Source organism: Streptomyces sp. NPDC056948 (assembly GCF_042674225.1).
Lineage (GTDB): Bacteria > Actinomycetota > Actinomycetes > Streptomycetales > Streptomycetaceae > Streptomyces > Streptomyces purpurascens.
The window spans coordinates 1-17,010 of the sequence record NZ_JBHUQX010000192.1 but is presented as its reverse complement, the minus strand read 5'-3'; the positions used below and the strand labels follow the sequence as shown (position 1 = coordinate 17,010).

The window sequence follows — 17,010 nt, the reverse complement described above, 5'->3', positions numbered from 1 at the left end:
CCCGCGGTGGGGAGGGGCCCGTTCAGGGTGTGAAGCCGGGGACGATGCCGGCTCTTCACATGAGGTCTTCGATCTCCGCGGCGATGGGGTCGGCGTCGGTGCCGATGACGACCTGGATGGCGCTGCCCATCTTGACGACGCCGTGGGCGCCGGCGGCCTTCAGGGCGGTTTCGTCGACCTTGGAGGGGTCGATGACCTCGGTCCGCAGGCGGGTGATGCAGCCTTCGACCTCTTCGATGTTGTCGATGCCGCCGAGCCCGGCAACGATCTTCTCAGCCTTGCTGGCCATCTCTGTTCTCCCTGATCCGAACCGCTTTGTCGCAGTAACCCACAGTTGGCCCATCTTCGCGAGCGGTCATGTCGCGCGACCGTCCCGACGACTGGTCTACACCACAAATCCGCCTCTCGACAAAGGGGGTGGAATTCACGGGTTCCACTCGTTCGACCTACCGTGCTACAACTGGTCTACACCACTCACTGGTGGAGGTCGCGCGGTCGAGTCCGCGCTCCCCTTTTGAGACGCCGCCGGCCCCCGTCGAACTCTTCCTGGGCGGCGCCGTGCCCCATGGAGGAAGTTCATGTCCACAGACACAGCCGCGCCCGCGAGCCCGAAGAAGGGGACTGCGGTGATGGCGGTCCTGCAGCGGATCGGCCGCAGCCTCATGCTGCCCGTCGCCGTGCTGCCGGCCGCCGCCCTCCTGGTCCGCCTCGGCAATACCGACATGCTGGGACGGGAGTCGTTCCCCGCCTTCATCACCAAGATCGCGGGCTTCATGGCCGCCGGCGGCAACGCGATCCTCGACAACATGGCGCTGCTGTTCGCCGTGGGTATCGCGATCGGCTTCGCCAAGAAGTCGGACGGCTCCACCGCCCTGGCGGCCGTGGTCGGCTACCTCGTTTTCAAGAACGTGCTCGCCACGTTCACCGACCCGAACCTGCCGCAGGTGGCGACGGCCGTCGACGGCAAGGTCGTCATGGTGGACGCGCCGGTGGACGCCAAGGTGCTCGGCGGTGTGGTGATGGGCCTCGTGGTCGCCCTGCTCTACCAGCGCTTCTACCGCACCAAGCTGCCGGACTGGGCGGGCTTCTTCGGCGGTCGCCGCATGGTTCCGATCCTGTCCGCCTTCGCGGGCCTGGTCATCGGCATCGTCTTCGGTTACGTCTGGCCGGTCCTCGGCACGGCGCTGCACAACTTCGGCGAGTGGCTGGTCGGCTCCGGAGCCGTCGGCGCGGGCATCTTCGGTGTCGCCAACCGCGCGCTGATCCCGATCGGCATGCACCACCTGCTGAACTCCTTCCCCTGGTTCCAGGCCGGCACGTACGAGGGCAAGAGCGGTGACATAGCCCGGTTCCTGGCGGGCGACCCGAGCGCCGGGCAGTTCATGACCGGCTTCTTCCCGATCATGATGTTCGCCCTGCCCGCCGCCTGCCTCGCCATCGTGCACTGCGCCCGGCCCGAGCGCCGCAAGGTCGTCGGCGGCATGATGTTCTCGCTCGCGCTGACCTCCTTCGTCACCGGTGTCACCGAGCCGATCGAGTTCACGTTCATGTTCATCGCCCCGGTGCTGTACGCGATCCACGCCGTGCTCACGGGTGTCTCGATGGCGCTGACCTGGGCGCTGGGGATGAAGGACGGCTTCGGCTTCTCGGCCGGCGCGGTGGACTACTTCCTGAACCTGGGCATCGCGACCAACCCGTGGGGCCTGGCTCTGGTGGGCCTGTGCTTCGCGGCGGTCTACTACGTGGTCTTCCGCTTCGCGATCACCAAGTTCAACCTGCCGACGCCGGGCCGCGAGTCCGACGAGGAACTCGCCGAGCTGCAGAAGGCGGAGGCCAAGTAGCACACGGCACGACGAAGGCCCCGGAACCGCCTGGTTCCGGGGCCTTTGCGCGCGTAGACCTCAGACCTCGTGCGTCATACCTCGTGCGTCATACCTCGTACGTCTGCCTCGGTGCCGCGAGGTCCACCGGCCCGTCGTAGACCGCGCGGGCGTCGGCGACATTGACCTGGGGGTCCGTCCACGGCGGGATGTGCGTGAGGACCAGGTGCCGGGCTCCTGCCCGGACGGCCGTCTCGCCCGCCTCGCGGCCGTTGAGGTGCAGGTCGGGGATGTTCTCCTTGCCGTGCGTGAACGCCGCCTCGCACAGGAACAGGTCGGCGTCCCGGGCGAGTTCGTCCAGGGCCGGGCTGATGCCCGTGTCGCCGGAGTACGTCAGCACCTTGCCGTCGTGTTCGATGCGGATGCCGTACGCCTCCACGGGGTGGGCCACCCGCTCGGTGTGCACCGTGAAGGGGCCGATCTCGAACGTGGACGGCTTGACGGTGTGGAAGTCGAAGACCTCGCTCATGGAGGAGGCGGAGGGGGTGTCCGCGTAGGCGGTGGTCAGCCGGTGTTCCGTGCCCTCGGGTCCGTAGACCGGGAGGGGAGCGCAGCGGCCGCCGTCGTGGCGGTAGTAGCGCGCGACGAAGTACGCGCACATGTCGATGCAGTGGTCGGCGTGCAGATGGCTGAGGAAGATCGCGTCGAGGTCGTAGAGACCGCAGTGGCGCTGCAGCTCGCCCAGGGCACCGTTGCCCATGTCGAGAAGCAGCCGGTAGCCGTCGGCCTCGACGAGGTAGCTCGAGCAGGCCGATTCCGCGGACGGGAACGACCCCGAGCAGCCGACGACGGTGAGCTTCATGAAGCAGAAACCTCCGCTGGCGGGAAAGTCTGTGTAAGGGGCGTCGGGGGTCTTGCGGTTTGTCGAGCGTAAGGCGCAAAACCTCCGGTAGCTCCTCCGCCAAGGGCTGTTGTGGGCGAACTCACCTGTGGTGTCACCGGTTCGGGCGGCAGGGCCGGGCGTGATCCTTGTGAGGGAGGGCGCATGGGAGGGATGGCGCCGGTAACGTCTCAGTATGGACACGTCCTGGTGGCTGGCGCTCGCCGCGGTGGTACTGCTCGCGCTCGTCGCCACGCTCGTCGACGGCTGGGGGCGCCGCTCGTCGGCGCGGCGGGGGCGGCCGGCGGCACCGGCCACCGCGGTGGCGGGCCTGCCGCAGCCGGCGGAGATCTGGTGGGCGGACGTGCCCTACGAGGACGAGGCGGAATCAGAGGGGGCCGCGCGATGGGGGTCCCCCCAGGCCTTCGGCACTGGGGGAGCGTCAGGTAGGGCGGTGGTGGGAGACGGGCGGGCCAAGGACCGGCCGTGTCTGGTGCTGGCGGTGCGCGGGGAGCGGGCGACCGTCGCGAAGATCACCACGCGGTTCCGGCATGAGCGCAACGGCGTCATCCCGCTGCCGCCGGGCTCGGTCGGCGACGCCAGGGGCCGCGCGAGCTTCCTGGAGACGGACGAGCTGCGGGAGGTCCCGGTGTGGGGCTTCCGGCGCCGGGTCGGAGTGGTGGACCCGGCGCTGTGGGACCGGGTGCGGTACCTGGCGGGGTGAGACCGCCGGCCCCTTCCCGGAGAAGCAGAGGGGCCGGAATACCAGAAGGGCCGGAGTGAGAACTCCGGCCCTCTTGTGTGATGCGCCGTCGGCTCACGCCCAGAGCTGTCCCTGGAGCGTGTCGATGGCCTCCTCCGTCGTGGCCGCCGTGTAGACGCCCGTCGACAGGTACTTCCAGCCGCCGTCCGCGACGACGAAGACGATGTCGGCCTGCTCACCGGCCTTGACGGCCTTGCGGCCCACGCCGAGCGCGGCGTGCAGCGCGGCGCCCGTCGAGACGCCGGCGAAGATGCCCTCCTGCTGGAGCAACTCGCGGGTGCGGGTGACCGCGTCGGCCGAGCCGACCGAGAAGCGGCTGGTGAGGACCGACGCGTCGTACAGCTCGGGGACGAAGCCCTCGTCGAGGTTGCGCAGGCCGTAGACCAGGTCGTCGTAGCGCGGTTCGGCCGCGACGATCTGGACGTCCGGCTTGTTCTCGCGCAGGAAGCGGCCCACGCCCATGAGCGTGCCCGTGGTGCCGAGTCCGGCCACGAAGTGGGTGACGGAGGGCAGGTCGGCGAGGATCTCCGGGCCCGTCGTCGCGTAGTGGGCGCCCGCGTTGTCCGGGTTGCCGTACTGGTACAGCATCACCCAGTCCGGGTGCTCAACCGAGATTTCCTTGGCGACGCGCACGGCGGTGTTGGAGCCGCCCGCGGCCGGGGAGGAGATGATCTCGGCGCCCCACATGGCCAGCAGGTCCCGGCGTTCCTGGGAGGTGTTCTCCGGCATCACGCAGACGATGCGGTAGCCCTTGAGCTTCGCCGCCATGGCCAGCGAGATGCCGGTGTTGCCCGAGGTGGGCTCCAGGATGGTGCAGCCCGGGGTCAGGCGGCCGTCCTTCTCCGCCTGTTCGATCATGTGCAGGGCCGGACGGTCCTTGACCGAGCCGGTCGGGTTGCGGTCCTCCAGCTTCGCCCAGATGCGGACGTCGGAGGACGGCGACAGCCGCGGCAGGCGCACCAGGGGGGTGTTGCCTACCGCGGCCAGGGGTGAGTCGTAGCGCATCGGTGATCAGACCATGCCGCCGGCCACGGCCGGCAGGATCGTGACGTTGTCGCCGTCCGACAGCTTGGTGTTGATGCCGTCGAGGAAGCGCACGTCCTCGTCGTTCAGGTACACGTTGACGAAGCGGCGGAGCTGGTCGCCGTCGACGATGCGGGCCTGGATGCCGGCGTGCCGGGTCTCGAGGTCGGTGAACAGTTCGGCGAGGGTGTCACCGCTGGCCTCCACCGCCTTCTGACCGTCGGTGTACGTGCGGAGGATGGTCGGGATGCGGACCTCGATGGCCATGGCTTCAGGGCTCCTGTCGGGAGTAGTCAGTCGGGGCGCGCGGCAGCGCAGGAACAGCGGGGTGGTGCGTGTGTGCAGCGCCGCGGCTCACGGCCGTACGGCGGCAGGGACCTGCGTCAACAGATGGCGCTGGCGAGCCTGCACAGGTCGACGTGCAGCCGCGCCACGAGCAGCTCGCCCGGCGTCTTGTCGCTCACGTCGTGGAAAACCATGGGGTCATCGTATCGATTCCCGGTCCGGGTACTGGAATGTGATCCCACATCGCGGACGATTGAGGGCCGGGGAGTGAGACCGCGCTGCTCAGGGCCGCTCAGTACGCCTCGACGACCTGGACCTCTTCCTCCGTGATCTCGCCCTCGACGATACGGAACGAACGGAACTGGAACTCGCCGGCCCCGTCGGTGTCGGCGGTGGAGACGAGGACGTAGTGGGCGCCCGGCTCGTTCGCGTAGGAGATGTCGGTGCGGGAGGGGTAGGCCTCGGTCGCCGTGTGGGAGTGGTAGATGACCACCGGCTCCTCGTCGCGGTCGTCCATCTCGCGGTAGAGCTTGAGCAGATCGCCGGAGTCGAACTCGTAGAACGTGGGCGACATGGCCGCGTTCAGCATCGGGATGAAGCGCTCGGGGCGGTCCGAGCCCGCCGGGCCCGCGACCACGCCGCACGCCTCGTCGGGGTGGTCCTTGCGCGCGTGGGCGACGATCTGGTCGACGAGGGCCTGGGTGAGGGTCAGCATGCTGGTCAGGATAAGCAGAAGGGCCGTTCCGTACCGAGGGTTGGTACGGAACGGCCCATATGCCGGACGCCCTGAGCGGCAGCCGCGGGGGGTGCCACGAGTACTCCCCGCGGCTGGGCGTCCTGTCGGGTTCGTCAGCCGACCTTCTCGAACTCCGTGTCACGGCGTTCGGCGATCTGCGGGTTGCGGCTCTTGAGGATCGCCCAGCCGACACCGAGGGCGACGGCCCAGCCGGCCGCGACGTACAGGCAGACCCGCGCGTCCTTGTCGTACGCGATCATGAAGGTCACGCCGATGAGGAAGAGGAGCGCGACCCAGCTGAAGAGCGCACCGCCGGGGGCGGGGAAGGACGAGGCGCGCAGCCGGCCCGCGTCGACCGCGGCGCGGTAGCGGATGTGGCTGACGAGGATCATCATCCAGGTCCAGATGCCTGCCGCGGTGGCGACGGAGGTGACGTAGAGGAACGCCTTCTCCGGGACGACGTAGTTCAGGACGACGCCGATGCCCATGAGCGCCACGGAGACCGAGATGCCGACGGCGGGCGTCTTGCGGGAGTTGAGCTTGCCGAAGGCCTGCGGTGCCTCGCTGTTGGAGGCGAGGTCGCGCAGCATCCGGCCGGTCGAGTACATGCCCGAGTTGCAGGACGACAGGGCCGCGGTGAGCACCACGAAGTTGACGATGCCCGCGGCGAGCGGGATGCCGATCTTGCCGAAGGCGTGGACGAACGGGCTCTCCCCGGCGGAGAACTCGGTCCACTTGACGACGGAGAGGATCACCAGCAGCGCGCCGACGTAGAAGACGATGATGCGCCAGGGCAGGGTGTTGATGGCCTTGGGCAGGGTCTTCTCGGGGTTCTCGGACTCGCCCGCGGTGACGCCGACGAGCTCGACGGCGAGGTAGGCGAACATGACGCCCTGGAGCGTCATCAGGCTGGAGCCGATGCCGTTCGGGAAGAAGCCGTCGTGCGACCAGAGGTTGGAGACGGTGGCGGTGTCACCGGCGTCGGAGAAGCCGAGGGTGAGCACGCCGAGGCCGATGACGATCATGCCGATGATGGCCGTGACCTTGATCATCGAGAACCAGAACTCGACCTCGCCGAAGATCTTGACGGAGATCAGGTTGACGCCGAAGAGCACCACGAGGAACACCAGGGCACTGACCCACTGAGGGATCTCCGGGAACCAGAAGTGGATGTAGATCGCGGCGGCCGTGAGTTCGGCCATGCCGGTGACCACCCACATGAGCCAGTACGTCCAGCCCGTGACGAACCCGAAGAACGGGCCGAGGAACTCGCGGGCGTACTCGGCGAAGGAGCCGGAGACGGGCCGGTAGAGGAGCAGCTCGCCCAGGGCCCGCATGATGAAGAAGATGACGACGCCCGCGAGGGCGTACATGAGGATGATGCTGGGGCCGGCCTTCGCGATGTTCGCTCCGGCGCCCATGAACAGGCCGACGCCGATGGCGCCGCCGATGGCGATCATCTGGACCTGGCGACTGCCGAGTCCGCGCTCGTACCCCTCTTCGGGGACGTTTTCCGTGTCGACCTGCGCAGAGGTCATGTGTGGTGCGCCTTTCTCCATGCCGATCCGGGCCTCGCGTCGGCCTCGGATCGGGTCTCGATCCCCCCGGAATGATGGAGCTGAGCCGACCTCGGGAGGTCGCTCGTGCCTGGCCGACGGTTGTCGGCTCGGTGGCGCACCCGGCCGAACATTCGGGTGGTGTCGGCCGGGCGGTCGTGAAGATTTATCACGGCCGCAACATTGATCACATGGCTGATTTGTGACGCACCGCACAGGGAGAACCGGACAAAGCGCGGCCGAAGACGGCATAGGAGGCGGGCGCGGTGACGCGATCGTTATCCGGATTTGAGTGTCCTCTGAGCGAACACCGATCGGTCACCCACCGGTCACAAGACCTGCACTGATCAGGGCATAAGCGTTCCGACCAGCGTCTCCTGGAGTCCACCGAGCCACAGATAGGCCATCACCATCGGCTTGCGCGGGTCCTCGTCCGGGAGGCGATAGAGGAGATCGCTGTCCTCCTCGTCGGTGATTTCCAGCCGCGAGCCGATCGCGAGCCGCAGATCGTTCAGGGCGCTCAGCCACTGCTGGGACTCCTCCGGCGACAGCTTCAGCACGGCACCGCCCTCACCGACCGAGGCCGAGGAGAGCGCGTCCAGGGAGCGGATCACCGCGAGGGCGTTGTCCCGCTTGCCGGCCCGCAGGTCGTTCTCGGTGTAGCGGCGGAACTCCGCGGAGTACGCCCGCTGCTCTTCGGCGTCGCGCGGCGAGGAGGGCTGCTCGGGGTCGCTGTAGGCGTCCGGGAAGAGCCGCTTGAGCACCGGGTCGGCGGGCGGCTCGCTCGGGCCCTCCGCGAACAGCTCGGCGAGCGGGTCGTCGGGGGTGTCCTCGGCGGGGCCGGGGCCGATGAGCTCCAGGAGCTGGACGGCCAGCGACCGGATGATGGAGATCTCGACGTCGTCGAGGGCGACGGCCGCGCCGCCGCCGGGAAGCGGTTCGAAGGTTCCGGGCATGAACGCCTTTTCGCTGCTGGGCGGGCTGCTGGCTACTTGCGGTCCTGCTGGAGAGTGGCCCACAGGCCGTAGCCGTGCATGGCCTGCACGTCGCGCTCCATCTCCTCGCGGCTGCCGCTGGAGACGACCGCCCGGCCCTTGTGGTGGACGTCCATCATGAGCTTGGTGGCCTTGTCCTTGGAGTAGCCGAAATACGTCTGGAAGACGTACGTCACATAGCTCATGAGGTTGACCGGGTCGTTGTGGACGATGGTGACCCAGGGGACGTCCGGCTCGGGGACGGCGAAAACCTCCTCCGCCGGCTCGGTGCGTTCGATCTCCAGGGGTGCGGGTGACGTCACATGCCCATGCTGCCACCCGAGGGGGGTAGTCGCACAAACGGGCCTGGAAGCAAGGCGATCGCGTCACCGAAAGGCGCAATCGTCAGACTGACGAAATGGGGGTAGCATCCCTGCCATGAACACAGCGGACCTTGGGCTGCCGGTGGACGTTCCCTCGACGGCGCTCTTCACGGACCAGTACGAGCTGACGATGCTGCGGGCCGCGCTCGCGGCGGGCACGGCCGAGCGGCGGAGCGTGTTCGAGGTCTTCACCCGGAGGCTTCCGAACGGGCGCCGCTACGGCGTCGTGGCGGGCACCGGGCGGGTGCTGGACGCGGTGGAGAACTTCCGCTTCGACCCGGGCGTCCTCGGCTTCCTGCGCGAGCGGAAGATCGTGGACGAGCAGACCCTCGAATGGCTCTCCGGCTACCGCTTCAGCGGGGACATCTGGGGCTACCCCGAGGGCGAGGTGTACTTCCCGGGCTCACCGATCATGCGGGTCGAGGGCACCTTCGCCGAGTGCGTGATGCTGGAGACGGTGATCCTTTCGATCCTCAACCACGACTCGGCGATCGCCGCGGCGGCCTCGCGGATGTCGTCGGCCGCCGGTGGCCGGCCGCTGATCGAGATGGGCGCCCGGCGCACGCACGAGCTGGCGGCGGTGGCGGCCTCCCGGGCCGCGTACGTCGGCGGCTTCGCGACCACCTCCGACCTCGCCGCCGGTTTCCGCTACGGCATCCCGACCGTCGGCACCTCCGCGCACGCCTTCACCCTGCTGCACGACAGCGAGCGGGACGCCTTCCAGGCCCAGGTGAACACGCTGGGCCGGGGCACGACCCTGCTCGTCGACACGTACGACGTCGCCGAGGCCGTCCGCACGGCCGTGGAGGTCGCCGGCACCGACCTGGGGGCCGTGCGGATCGACTCCGGCGATCTGCTGCTGGTGGCGCACCGGGTGCGGCAGCAGCTCGACGAGCTGGGCGCGACCGGCACGAAGATCACCGTGACGTCGGACCTGGACGAGTACGCGATCGCCTCGCTGGCGGCGGCGCCGGTGGACGCGTACGGCGTCGGTACGCAGCTCGTGACCGGCTCCGGGCATCCGACGTCCTCGATGGTCTACAAGCTGGTCGCGCGGGCCGAGTCCACCGACCCGAAGGCACCGCTGGTGCCGGTGGCGAAGAAGTCGACCGGGGGCAAGACGTCGGTGGGCGGGCGCAAGTGGGCCGCGCGGCGACTGGACGCGTACGGGGTGGCCGAGGCCGAGGTGATCGGCACGGGGCCGGTACCGGCCGGGCTCGCGGACCGGCAGCTCCTGGTGGAGCTGGTCAAGAGCGGTGAGGTCGTGGCCCGGGAGCCGCTGGACACGGTCCGGGACCGGCACGCGGCCGCTCGCGCGGGGCTTCCGATGTCGGCGACGCAGCTCTCGCGCGGGGAGCCTGTCATTCCGACGGAGTACGTGCACGTGGCCTCGGGTAGCTAATTGCGGTGTGCCGCGATGCGCCGACCCGTGCCCCCTCCCGCCCTCTCCCCCCTGTCAATAGGCTCGGAAGTTCACCGGCCGGGCTTGCCGACCTCATAGCCGAAGGACACCGACCATGCGCCGCGCCTTGATCGTCGTAGACGTGCAGAACGACTTCTGCGAGGGGGGCAGCCTCGCGGTGGCCGGTGGTGCCGATGTGGCTGCCGCCGTCACGGAGCTGATCGGGCAGGCGGCCGGGTCCGGCTACCAGCATGTCGTGGCCACCCGCGACCACCACATCGCTCCCGGCGGCCACTTCTCCACGAACCCGGACTACGTCCACTCCTGGCCCGCGCACTGCGTCGCGGGCACGGAGGGCGTCGGCTTCCACCCCAACTTCGCCCCCGCGGTCGCCTCCGGGTCGATCGATGCCGTGTTCGACAAGGGGGCGTACTCGGCGGCGTACAGCGGTTTCGAGGGAGCGGACGAGAACGGCACGAACCTGGCCGACTGGCTCCGCTCCCGCGAGGTGACCGAGGTGGACGTGGTCGGCATCGCCACGGACCACTGCGTACGCGCCACAGCCCTGGACGCGGCCCGGGAGGGCTTCCGCACGCAGGTCCTCCTGGACCTGACGGCCGGAGTCTCCCAGGAGACCACCGAGCGGGCCCTGGAGGAACTGCGCGAGGCGGGCGTGGAACTGTCCGGAAAGCCGGTCGTCCAGTAGGAAGCGACTGCCCCGGCCCGGGCCGGATCCGGGGCGGGCCTCGGCGCCGACCGGCGCTGCCCGCCGTCGCCCCGGCAGACGCACGGACCCCAGCCGCCGCATGGGCCCCGGGCACGGGCGTATCCGGCTGAGTCGGCAGGATGATCACACCCGACCGAGACCGCCGGCAGCCCCGGGTGGGACATGTCCCACTGCATGCCGAGCCGCCGCAGGGCGACGCGGACGTGGCCCTGGCCGTGGGGCGGCCCGACAGACGCCTCATGGGTCCGGGCACGGGCGTATCCGGCTGGGTCGGCTGGATGATCCACTCGGCCGAGACCGCCGACAGGCCCGGGCGGGACATGTCCCACTGCATGCCGAGCCGCCGCAGGGCGACGCGGACGTGGCCCTGGCCGTGGGGCGGCCGACAGACGCCTCATGGGCCCGGGCACGGGCGTATCCGGCTGAGTCGGCAGGATGATCACACCCGACCGAGACCGCCGGCAGCCCCGGGTGGGACATGTCCCACTGCATGCCGAGCCGCCGCAGGGCGACGCGGACGTGGCCCTGGCCGTGGGGCGGCCGACAGACGCCTGATGGGCCCAGGCAAGGGCGTATCCGGCTGAGTCGGCAGGATGATCACACCCGGCCGAGACCGAAGACAGGCCCGGGTGGGGCATGTCCCCACTGCGTGCCGAGCCACTGCGGGGCGTCCCGGACGTGGTCCTGGCCGTGGGAACACGCCCGGCCGGGCAGGGGCGGGTCCGGCTGTGGGTCGGGCCGCAGTGGGTGGATCCCGGTCCGGGTCTGGTGCGGGATGGCCACGGGCCACCGGGCAAGGGGTCGTCCGGCTGGGTCAGCGGGCCGTCAGGCGCCCTGAGCCCCCGGGGCCTTGTCCCACCGCGGGCCGAGCACGCGGCGCTCGTGGGGCCGACCCGCAGTGGGATGGGGCGGCGGCCCGGTCGGGCGTGGGCCCGCTCCCAGTGGAGGTCCCGGCGTCAGGTCTGGGCCGTCGGGCGTCTCAGGAGGGATCTGATCGGGCGCCACAGTTCCGTGGTGAGGTCCGGGGCCAGGACACCGTTGTCAGGGGCCGTGCGCCATATGAGGCCGTCGGGGTGGTGGAGGACCGCCGTGATCTCGTCGGGGCTCGGCGGGGCGGCGTTGCCGCGCAGGTAGACCGCCCGCAGGCCCAGATTGCGGAGCCTGGTCAGGGCTCGGGCGCGGTTGGCCGAGTGGACGAGCACGCGGACACAGCCGGGGCCGTCGGCGGCGGGGCTGGGCAGGTTCAGTGCCACCACCACCGTGCCGTTCGGCAGCTTGCAGAAGCCTCCTACGGCCATGCTGTCATCCCCCCGCGTCGGTCGGTGTCAATAAGAGAACCACAGGACGCACCTAAACACGGATCGGCGGTGACCCGCCAGTGGGTCACCGCCGATCATGCTCTGAGCTGGGAGAACGCGTTTTACTTCGCTGCGGGGGCGACCTCGAGCTCGATCGTCGAGCCGTTCTTCGCCTCCTTGATGATCTTGATCTTCGTGTTGGTGTCAGTGATCTTGACGCCGCCGGTCTTGTTCGTCTCGTCGTAGTAGGTGTTCTTCCGGTCGTTGAAGACCGACACCCCCTTCGACGACTTGATCTTGGTTGCGACGTCCGCGTTGTGCAGCTTGATGCCGTCCGTGCCGTAGAGGCTGAAGGGCGAGTCGTAGGCCTGGATGCGGTTGCGCATCAGCGAGCCGTCGGACCACTTCATCGCCTTCGGGTGCGAGTCGATCGGCAGCAGCAGACCGGTGCCCGGGTGGACGCTGGTGTTGTTGTCCGCCTGGGAGGTGTCCCACTTCCAGATCAACAGACCGTTCTGGTACGGGTAGTGCTCCACCCAGTCCGGACGGGTCGTGGAGAAGCCGAAGTTGTACGGGCCGACCTTGAGGGTCTTGTCGTACGACACGTACTGGCGGTTCTCGGCGATGTAGTACTGCGCGTAGTCCTTGGTGAAGGACGCGCCCATGCGGGAGAAGCCCTTCGTCGTCCAGGCCGCGTCCGCGGACTCGGCGTCGTCGGAGAAGACGGCGGCACCGTCGGCGGTGACGGTGATGCTGTCGGCCGCGAAGCCCTTCATCGCCAGGCCACCGTCGGTCTGGTAGCGGAAGCGCAGGTCGATCTTCTTGCCCGCGTAGGCGTCCAGCGGGAACGCCAGCTTCTTGTACGCGTCGACCGTGCCGGTCAGCGCCGGCTTGTCGCTGCCGTCACGCGGGATCGGCTGACCGTCCACCGTGCCGTCCAGGGCGGTCCAGTTGGCGCCGCCGTCGGTCGAGACCTCGGCGTAGAGGTAGTCGTAGTTGGCCTCGATCTCGTACCAGCCGTCGAGGGTCAGCGACGCCGACTTCTTGCCGGTCAGGTCGACGGACCGGGTCAGCGTGTTCTTGAGGTCGTTGCCGCTGCCGCTCCACCACTGGGTGGCGCCCTGGGCCGGGGTGACGAGCTCGGTGGTGACGGCCTTCTTCGGCAGCTCCACCACGAGGCCCTGCTTGTGCTTCGTGTTGTACTCGGCGACCCCCAGCTTGTGCCACGAGTTCGTCGCGGCCTTCGCGGTGTCGTACTTGAGCCAGCCGAGCTGGAGCTTGTCCCAGGCGGTCATGTCGCCGGGCAGGTCACCGATCTCGTTCTTGCCGGTGCCGAGCCAGGAGCCGGAGGACATCAGGGTCCAGAAGCCGGTGGAGTTGTCGCCGGCGCCGGTGGTGTCGTAGTGGTCCGGCAGGCCGAGGTCGTGGCCGTACTCGTGGGCGTAGACGCCGAGTCCGCCGTTCTCCGGCTGGACGGTGTAGTCGCCGACCCAGATGCCGGTGTCGCCGATCTTGGCGCCGCCGAGCTTGTTGTCCGCGGGGCCGGTGGCGCCGGCGTCGGTGCCGAAGGCGTACCAGCGGTGGGCCCAGATCGCGTCGGTGCCCTGCACGCCGCCGCCCGCCGACTCGTCCTCACCGGCGTGCACGACCTGGAAGTGGTCGATGTAGCCGTCGGACTCGTTGAAGTCGCCGTCGCCGTCGAAGTCGTAGCGGTCCCACTGGTCGTACTTCTTGACGTCCGCCTTGATCTCGGCGTCGGTCCTGCCGGCCGCCTTCTGCTGGGCGACCCACGCGTTCAGACCGTCACTGACGACGTTCCACACGCTCGGGCAGTTGGTGTCGCCGCAGGCGTTGTTGCCGTAACGGGCCTCGTTGTAGGGGACCTTGACCCAGTCGGAGACCTCACCCTCGACCGAGTAGCGGCCGGAGGACTGCTTCTCGTAGTACTTCTTGACCGACTCGGTGTTCTTGCCGGTGCCGAAGTAGAGATCCTCGAAGTACTTCTGGTTGTAGTCCGCCCGCCAGGCCGTGGAGTTGTCCTTCTTGCGGTCCGGCTTGGCTATCTTGTTGTGCAGCGGGCCCGGGGTGCCGCCGTACTTGCTGTCGATCTGGTCGCCGAACTCGACCAGGATCGTGAAGATCTTGTCGGTCTTCTCGCGGCCGAGCTCGACGTACTTGCTGTCGCCCTTCTTGCTCTTGAGCTGGACGACCTTGGAGCCCTCACGGTTCTTGACCGTGGACTTGCCGGATATGACCTGGTTCAGGGCCTCTTGGCGCTGCGCCTCCTGGGTCTTGCTCAGCGGTCCATCGAGGTTGTGCTCGTCGTGCTTGTGCTCCGCCGGGTCGTGCCGGTCCACGGTGGTGGACCGGGGAGCGGAGGCGTCGTCGGCCTGCGCCACCGCATAGGTGGAGACGGTGGCGGTGGCCGCCGCGAGCGCCACACCGATGGCGGCCGCTCTGAACGTCCAGGGTCTACTGGTCACTTGAGTTCCTCCCCCGCGTCCGGGCGCGCGGGGGAAGGGGCCTCGTATGTGCAGGAGTCCGCGCGCGCGTGATCAACGCGTGTAGTCAAGTGACGACATTTGACTAGAGGTTAAGCAGAAAAGACAGACCTTGACTTGGACAGGTCAAGTGCACTATGCGGAGTCCACGTTCGTTTTGCGGACAACCAACCGCATGCCCGTCTGGCAGCAGGCGCGCGCATATGTCCACTAGGTGGACGCCATGACCCCGTGCGCCCCCTGTGCTCCGGACCTGTTGATTAGGTCACGCTTACCGGCCGTTCCGCTCGGGCACCCTGCCCGTGAGAATGTCACTTGGCGGAACGCTGGGTAAGCGGCGGAAAGCCAGGCCGACACCCCCGTGGACCCCACTTTCGAGGACATGATGGCCATGCCCCGTCCGACTGCCGCACAGCTCGCCTACGGTTCGTGCACCGTGATCTTCTCGACCCTCGCCATGCTGCTGCTGTCCCAGACGAGTTCGGGTCCGGGGATCGCGATCATCGCCCTCGCCGCGCTCGCCCTCGGGCTGCTGGTCGCCATGACGGTGCCGCTGCCCGGCAAACGCCAGGCCGCGGTGGAACAGCCCGCCCCCGCGGAACCCCTACGGGCCTCGGTCCCCGCACCGGCCCCGGAGCCGGTACGCGAGCGGGCGGCCTCCTGACCGCCGGCTGATCCCGCTGCGCGGTGGCGCGACTGCCTCAACCGGTGCTGACCACGACCGTCTTGGCCGCCTTGTCGTGCAGGCCCTGCTTGTAGGGCCGGTCGAAGAAGCTCCAGCCACCGCAGATCGCGGTCCAGACACACGCGCAGCAGAAGGCGAACGGGATCCACAGCACCGCGGCACGCATCAGCGAGTTCTGCACGGAGGGCGTGTTGCCGTTGTCGAGGTTGGCCACGCGCATGCGCAGCAGCTTCTTGCCGAGGGTCTGGCCGGTCCTGGCGGTCAGGACGGTGTCGTAGGCGATGTAGAGGACGGCGGCGACCCCCGACTGCCAGAAGGACTTGCCGACCTCGATGCGGTCGCTGTCCACGTCGTACTCGTTGACGTTGAAGCCCCAGGTGATCAGCCAGACGACGACGCCCACCAGGATCATGTCGATGATGCGGGCGAGCGTGCGCTTGCCGCTGTCGGCGAGCGGGGGCATTCCGGCGAGGGGGTCGGTGGGGTAGGAGCCGCCGCCGTACGGGTCCCCGCCGTAGGGACCGCCGCCGGGGCCACCGGACGGCCCGCCGCCGCCCTCGTACGGCGGGGGTTGGCTGCCGTAGGGCGAGCCCGCGCCCTCACCGGGCGGCTCGTTCGGGGGCTGCTTCCTGAACGGGTCGTCTTCCGGGGGCTGCTGCCCGGAGCCGGGGGGCGGTTCACTGCTCATGGCCCGAGTCGACCGCGAACCCCCAGCCTCCGCATCCGGCAGACGGCCGTCCGAGCTACTCAGCCCGCCACGAACGTGTGTGCGGCCTTGTCGTGCCAGCACTGGCGCCACGGCTTGTCGAAGAGGCACCAGGCGACGCCGACGATCCCGACGACGAGGAGCCCGGGCACGCTGTAGACCAGCCAGCGGCGCAGGGCGGAGCCGAAGCCCGGGGCCTCGTGGCCCTCGATGTCCCGGACGTCGAGACCCATCAGCTTCTTGCCGAGGGTGCGGCCCCACTTGGCGGTGGGCAGCACCTCGGAGACGACGCCGACGAGCAGCAGGACGGCCACGATGATGCCGAGATAGACCGACGTGGTGCCGTCGAGCAGCCAGACCGTGACGGTCTCGCCGGAGAGCTTGGCCGCGTCGATCTTCTCGTTGACGTGGTCGATCGCCTTGGTGCCGAGCGGCACGGCGGCCGCGGCGGTGACGCCCAGCAGGACGACGGTGTCCAGCAGCCGGGCGGCCAGACGCTTGCCGAGCCCGGCGGGGCGGGCCGACGCCTGGCGCCGGGCGGCCGCCTGGAACAGGTCCTCGGTCGGCGGCTTCCAGGGCGCGACGGGCTGCTCGTCGCCGGTGCCGGCGAGCCGGTGCACCTGCTGCGCCCAGGACGACTGACCGCCGCCGGGGCCCGCGCTGAGGGGGGTGGCCCCCTGCTGGGGTCCGCCGGACTGCGGGGGAACGGTGGGGGCCGCCTGGGGCCCGGACAGCGCCGTCGGGGCGGCCGAAGAGGACTGGGCGCCCGGCTGCGCGGCGGCCCGGGCGGCGGCCGCCTTGCCGGCACCGAAGCCGGGCCCTGCGGCATTGGCCCCGGATCCGGCCGCGCCGGGCTGTGTGCCGAAGGCGGGTCCGGCCGGGTTGCCACCGGAACCGGCCGGGCCGGTCTGACCGCCGAAGGCGGGCCCGGCCGAGCCACTGCCGGCTGCCCCGAAGCCCCCGGATCCCGCATTGCCGTCAGAGGCCGCCGGGTTCCCCGTGCCCTGGCGCGGCGAGACCGCGCGGAACGTCATCGTGCCCTCGTCGGGAGCGTCGGCGGATGCCGCCGCCCCTCCCCCGGACTTCGTCGGGCGGCGGAAGACGAACGTGCTGCCGGCGGACGCGGCGTCCGCCTCCTGGCCGGCGGAGTCTCCGTCAGGCGCGGGGTCGGCGTGCGGCACCCTCGGGTCGGATCCCTGCGCGGCGGCGGCCCCTTGTGCCCCCTGCGGGGCGCCCCAGGAGACGCGGCGGTCCTGGTCGCCGCCGAAGCC

General features: G+C 69.6%; 18 protein-coding genes. 5 read left to right on the top strand and 13 right to left on the bottom strand.

Annotated elements, in window-relative coordinates; all coding sequences use genetic code 11:
* Positions 1-55: 55 nt before the first annotated feature.
* On the bottom strand, positions 56-289 hold the full coding sequence (locus tag ACFTZL_RS24225) for a glucose PTS transporter subunit EIIB (RefSeq protein ID WP_382586490.1): 234 nt from the start codon (positions 287-289) through the stop codon (positions 56-58).
* Between the two features lie 289 nt (positions 290-578).
* On the opposite strand from ACFTZL_RS24225, the gene ACFTZL_RS24220 reads away from it, so the two are divergent.
* Complete coding sequence (locus tag ACFTZL_RS24220; RefSeq protein ID WP_382586487.1) at positions 579-1,841, top strand: PTS transporter subunit EIIC; 1,263 nt, start codon at positions 579-581, stop codon at positions 1,839-1,841.
* 88 nt (positions 1,842-1,929) lie between these two features.
* On the opposite strand, the gene ACFTZL_RS24215 is transcribed toward ACFTZL_RS24220, so the two are convergent.
* Positions 1,930-2,682 carry an MBL fold metallo-hydrolase gene (locus ACFTZL_RS24215; protein ID WP_382586485.1) on the bottom strand — a complete coding sequence of 251 codons (753 nt, stop codon included), beginning with the start codon at positions 2,680-2,682 and terminating at the stop codon, positions 1,930-1,932.
* 214 nt (positions 2,683-2,896) lie between these two features.
* Here ACFTZL_RS24215 and ACFTZL_RS24210 point away from each other — a divergent pair, with 214 nt between their 5' ends.
* Positions 2,897-3,424, top strand: coding sequence for a type II toxin-antitoxin system PemK/MazF family toxin (locus tag ACFTZL_RS24210; protein ID WP_382586482.1), 528 nt, complete (start codon positions 2,897-2,899; stop codon positions 3,422-3,424).
* 93 nt (positions 3,425-3,517) lie between these two features.
* Here the strand turns inward: ACFTZL_RS24210 and ACFTZL_RS24205 are convergent, their stop codons facing one another.
* From ACFTZL_RS24205 to clpS, 7 genes are all read right to left on the bottom strand, one after another.
* The gene (locus ACFTZL_RS24205; RefSeq protein WP_382586479.1) at positions 3,518-4,468 is read right to left on the bottom strand and encodes a PLP-dependent cysteine synthase family protein; all 951 of its coding nucleotides are present in this window, start codon (positions 4,466-4,468) and stop codon (positions 3,518-3,520) included.
* A gap of 6 nt (positions 4,469-4,474) precedes the next feature.
* Positions 4,475-4,753 (bottom strand): MoaD/ThiS family protein, encoded by a 279-nt coding sequence (locus ACFTZL_RS24200; protein ID WP_184593209.1) that lies wholly within the window; start codon positions 4,751-4,753, stop codon positions 4,475-4,477.
* A gap of 116 nt (positions 4,754-4,869) precedes the next feature.
* Entirely contained in the window at positions 4,870-4,965 is a 96-nt protein-coding gene (locus tag ACFTZL_RS24195; protein ID WP_311125941.1) for a putative leader peptide, read from the bottom strand.
* Between the two features lie 98 nt (positions 4,966-5,063).
* Positions 5,064-5,486 carry a Mov34/MPN/PAD-1 family protein gene (locus tag ACFTZL_RS24190; protein ID WP_382586476.1) on the bottom strand — a complete coding sequence of 141 codons (423 nt, stop codon included), beginning with the start codon at positions 5,484-5,486 and terminating at the stop codon, positions 5,064-5,066.
* Between the two features lie 134 nt (positions 5,487-5,620).
* Positions 5,621-7,045, bottom strand: a complete 1,425-nt coding sequence (locus ACFTZL_RS24185) for an amino acid permease (protein WP_382586474.1) — start codon at positions 7,043-7,045, stop codon at positions 5,621-5,623.
* A 365-nt stretch (positions 7,046-7,410) separates the two neighbouring features.
* Complete coding sequence (locus ACFTZL_RS24180) at positions 7,411-8,019, bottom strand: DUF2017 domain-containing protein (RefSeq protein WP_382586471.1); 609 nt, start codon at positions 8,017-8,019, stop codon at positions 7,411-7,413.
* A 32-nt stretch (positions 8,020-8,051) separates the two neighbouring features.
* The gene (gene clpS / locus ACFTZL_RS24175; protein ID WP_382586468.1) at positions 8,052-8,360 is read right to left on the bottom strand and encodes an ATP-dependent Clp protease adapter ClpS; all 309 of its coding nucleotides are present in this window, start codon (positions 8,358-8,360) and stop codon (positions 8,052-8,054) included.
* A 115-nt stretch (positions 8,361-8,475) separates the two neighbouring features.
* On the opposite strand from clpS, the gene ACFTZL_RS24170 reads away from it, so the two are divergent.
* Both ACFTZL_RS24170 and ACFTZL_RS24165 read left to right on the top strand, forming a co-directional pair.
* On the top strand, positions 8,476-9,822 hold the full coding sequence (locus tag ACFTZL_RS24170; protein WP_382586465.1) for a nicotinate phosphoribosyltransferase: 1,347 nt from the start codon (positions 8,476-8,478) through the stop codon (positions 9,820-9,822).
* A gap of 115 nt (positions 9,823-9,937) precedes the next feature.
* The gene (locus ACFTZL_RS24165; protein ID WP_382586462.1) at positions 9,938-10,528 is read left to right on the top strand and encodes an isochorismatase family protein; all 591 of its coding nucleotides are present in this window, start codon (positions 9,938-9,940) and stop codon (positions 10,526-10,528) included.
* Positions 10,529-11,505: 977 nt separating this feature from the next.
* Here ACFTZL_RS24165 and ACFTZL_RS24160 read toward each other — a convergent pair.
* Both ACFTZL_RS24160 and ACFTZL_RS24155 read right to left on the bottom strand, forming a co-directional pair.
* Positions 11,506-11,847: a hypothetical protein gene (locus tag ACFTZL_RS24160; RefSeq protein ID WP_382586459.1), complete on the bottom strand. Its 342-nt coding sequence runs from the start codon at positions 11,845-11,847 to the stop codon at positions 11,506-11,508.
* 122 nt (positions 11,848-11,969) lie between these two features.
* Positions 11,970-14,330, bottom strand: coding sequence for an immune inhibitor A domain-containing protein (locus tag ACFTZL_RS24155; protein WP_382586456.1), 2,361 nt, complete (start codon positions 14,328-14,330; stop codon positions 11,970-11,972).
* 403 nt (positions 14,331-14,733) lie between these two features.
* On the opposite strand from ACFTZL_RS24155, the gene ACFTZL_RS24150 reads away from it, so the two are divergent.
* Complete coding sequence (locus ACFTZL_RS24150; RefSeq protein WP_382586493.1) at positions 14,734-15,012, top strand: hypothetical protein; 279 nt, start codon at positions 14,734-14,736, stop codon at positions 15,010-15,012.
* 37 nt (positions 15,013-15,049) lie between these two features.
* Here the strand turns inward: ACFTZL_RS24150 and ACFTZL_RS24145 are convergent, their stop codons facing one another.
* Together ACFTZL_RS24145 and ACFTZL_RS24140 are read right to left on the bottom strand one after the other, a co-directional pair.
* Entirely contained in the window at positions 15,050-15,721 is a 672-nt protein-coding gene (locus ACFTZL_RS24145) for an RDD family protein (RefSeq protein ID WP_382586453.1), read from the bottom strand.
* A gap of 59 nt (positions 15,722-15,780) precedes the next feature.
* The coding region (locus tag ACFTZL_RS24140; RefSeq protein ID WP_382586451.1) for an RDD family protein at positions 15,781-17,010 on the bottom strand (1,230 nt) is incomplete at its 5' end.

Bases quoted from the DNA above. Each gene is read 5' to 3' on its own strand.
- ACFTZL_RS24150 (WP_382586493.1), top strand. From the start codon at position 14,734: ATGGCCATGCCCCGTCCGACTGCCGCACAGCTCGCCTACGGTTCGTGC.
- ACFTZL_RS24145 (WP_382586453.1), bottom strand. From the start codon at position 15,721: ATGAGCAGTGAACCGCCCCCCGGCTCCGGGCAGCAGCCCCCGGAAGAC.
- ACFTZL_RS24185 (WP_382586474.1), bottom strand. From the start codon at position 7,045: ATGACCTCTGCGCAGGTCGACACGGAAAACGTCCCCGAAGAGGGGTAC.
- ACFTZL_RS24180 (WP_382586471.1), bottom strand. From the start codon at position 8,019: ATGCCCGGAACCTTCGAACCGCTTCCCGGCGGCGGCGCGGCCGTCGCC.
- ACFTZL_RS24215 (WP_382586485.1), bottom strand. From the start codon at position 2,682: ATGAAGCTCACCGTCGTCGGCTGCTCGGGGTCGTTCCCGTCCGCGGAA.
- ACFTZL_RS24195 (WP_311125941.1), bottom strand. From the start codon at position 4,965: ATGGTTTTCCACGACGTGAGCGACAAGACGCCGGGCGAGCTGCTCGTG.
- ACFTZL_RS24225 (WP_382586490.1), bottom strand. From the start codon at position 289: ATGGCCAGCAAGGCTGAGAAGATCGTTGCCGGGCTCGGCGGCATCGAC.
- ACFTZL_RS24200 (WP_184593209.1), bottom strand. From the start codon at position 4,753: ATGGCCATCGAGGTCCGCATCCCGACCATCCTCCGCACGTACACCGAC.
- ACFTZL_RS24220 (WP_382586487.1), top strand. From the start codon at position 579: ATGTCCACAGACACAGCCGCGCCCGCGAGCCCGAAGAAGGGGACTGCG.
- ACFTZL_RS24205 (WP_382586479.1), bottom strand. From the start codon at position 4,468: ATGCGCTACGACTCACCCCTGGCCGCGGTAGGCAACACCCCCCTGGTG.
- ACFTZL_RS24210 (WP_382586482.1), top strand. From the start codon at position 2,897: ATGGACACGTCCTGGTGGCTGGCGCTCGCCGCGGTGGTACTGCTCGCG.
- ACFTZL_RS24165 (WP_382586462.1), top strand. From the start codon at position 9,938: ATGCGCCGCGCCTTGATCGTCGTAGACGTGCAGAACGACTTCTGCGAG.
- ACFTZL_RS24190 (WP_382586476.1), bottom strand. From the start codon at position 5,486: ATGCTGACCCTCACCCAGGCCCTCGTCGACCAGATCGTCGCCCACGCG.
- ACFTZL_RS24170 (WP_382586465.1), top strand. From the start codon at position 8,476: ATGAACACAGCGGACCTTGGGCTGCCGGTGGACGTTCCCTCGACGGCG.
- ACFTZL_RS24160 (WP_382586459.1), bottom strand. From the start codon at position 11,847: ATGGCCGTAGGAGGCTTCTGCAAGCTGCCGAACGGCACGGTGGTGGTG.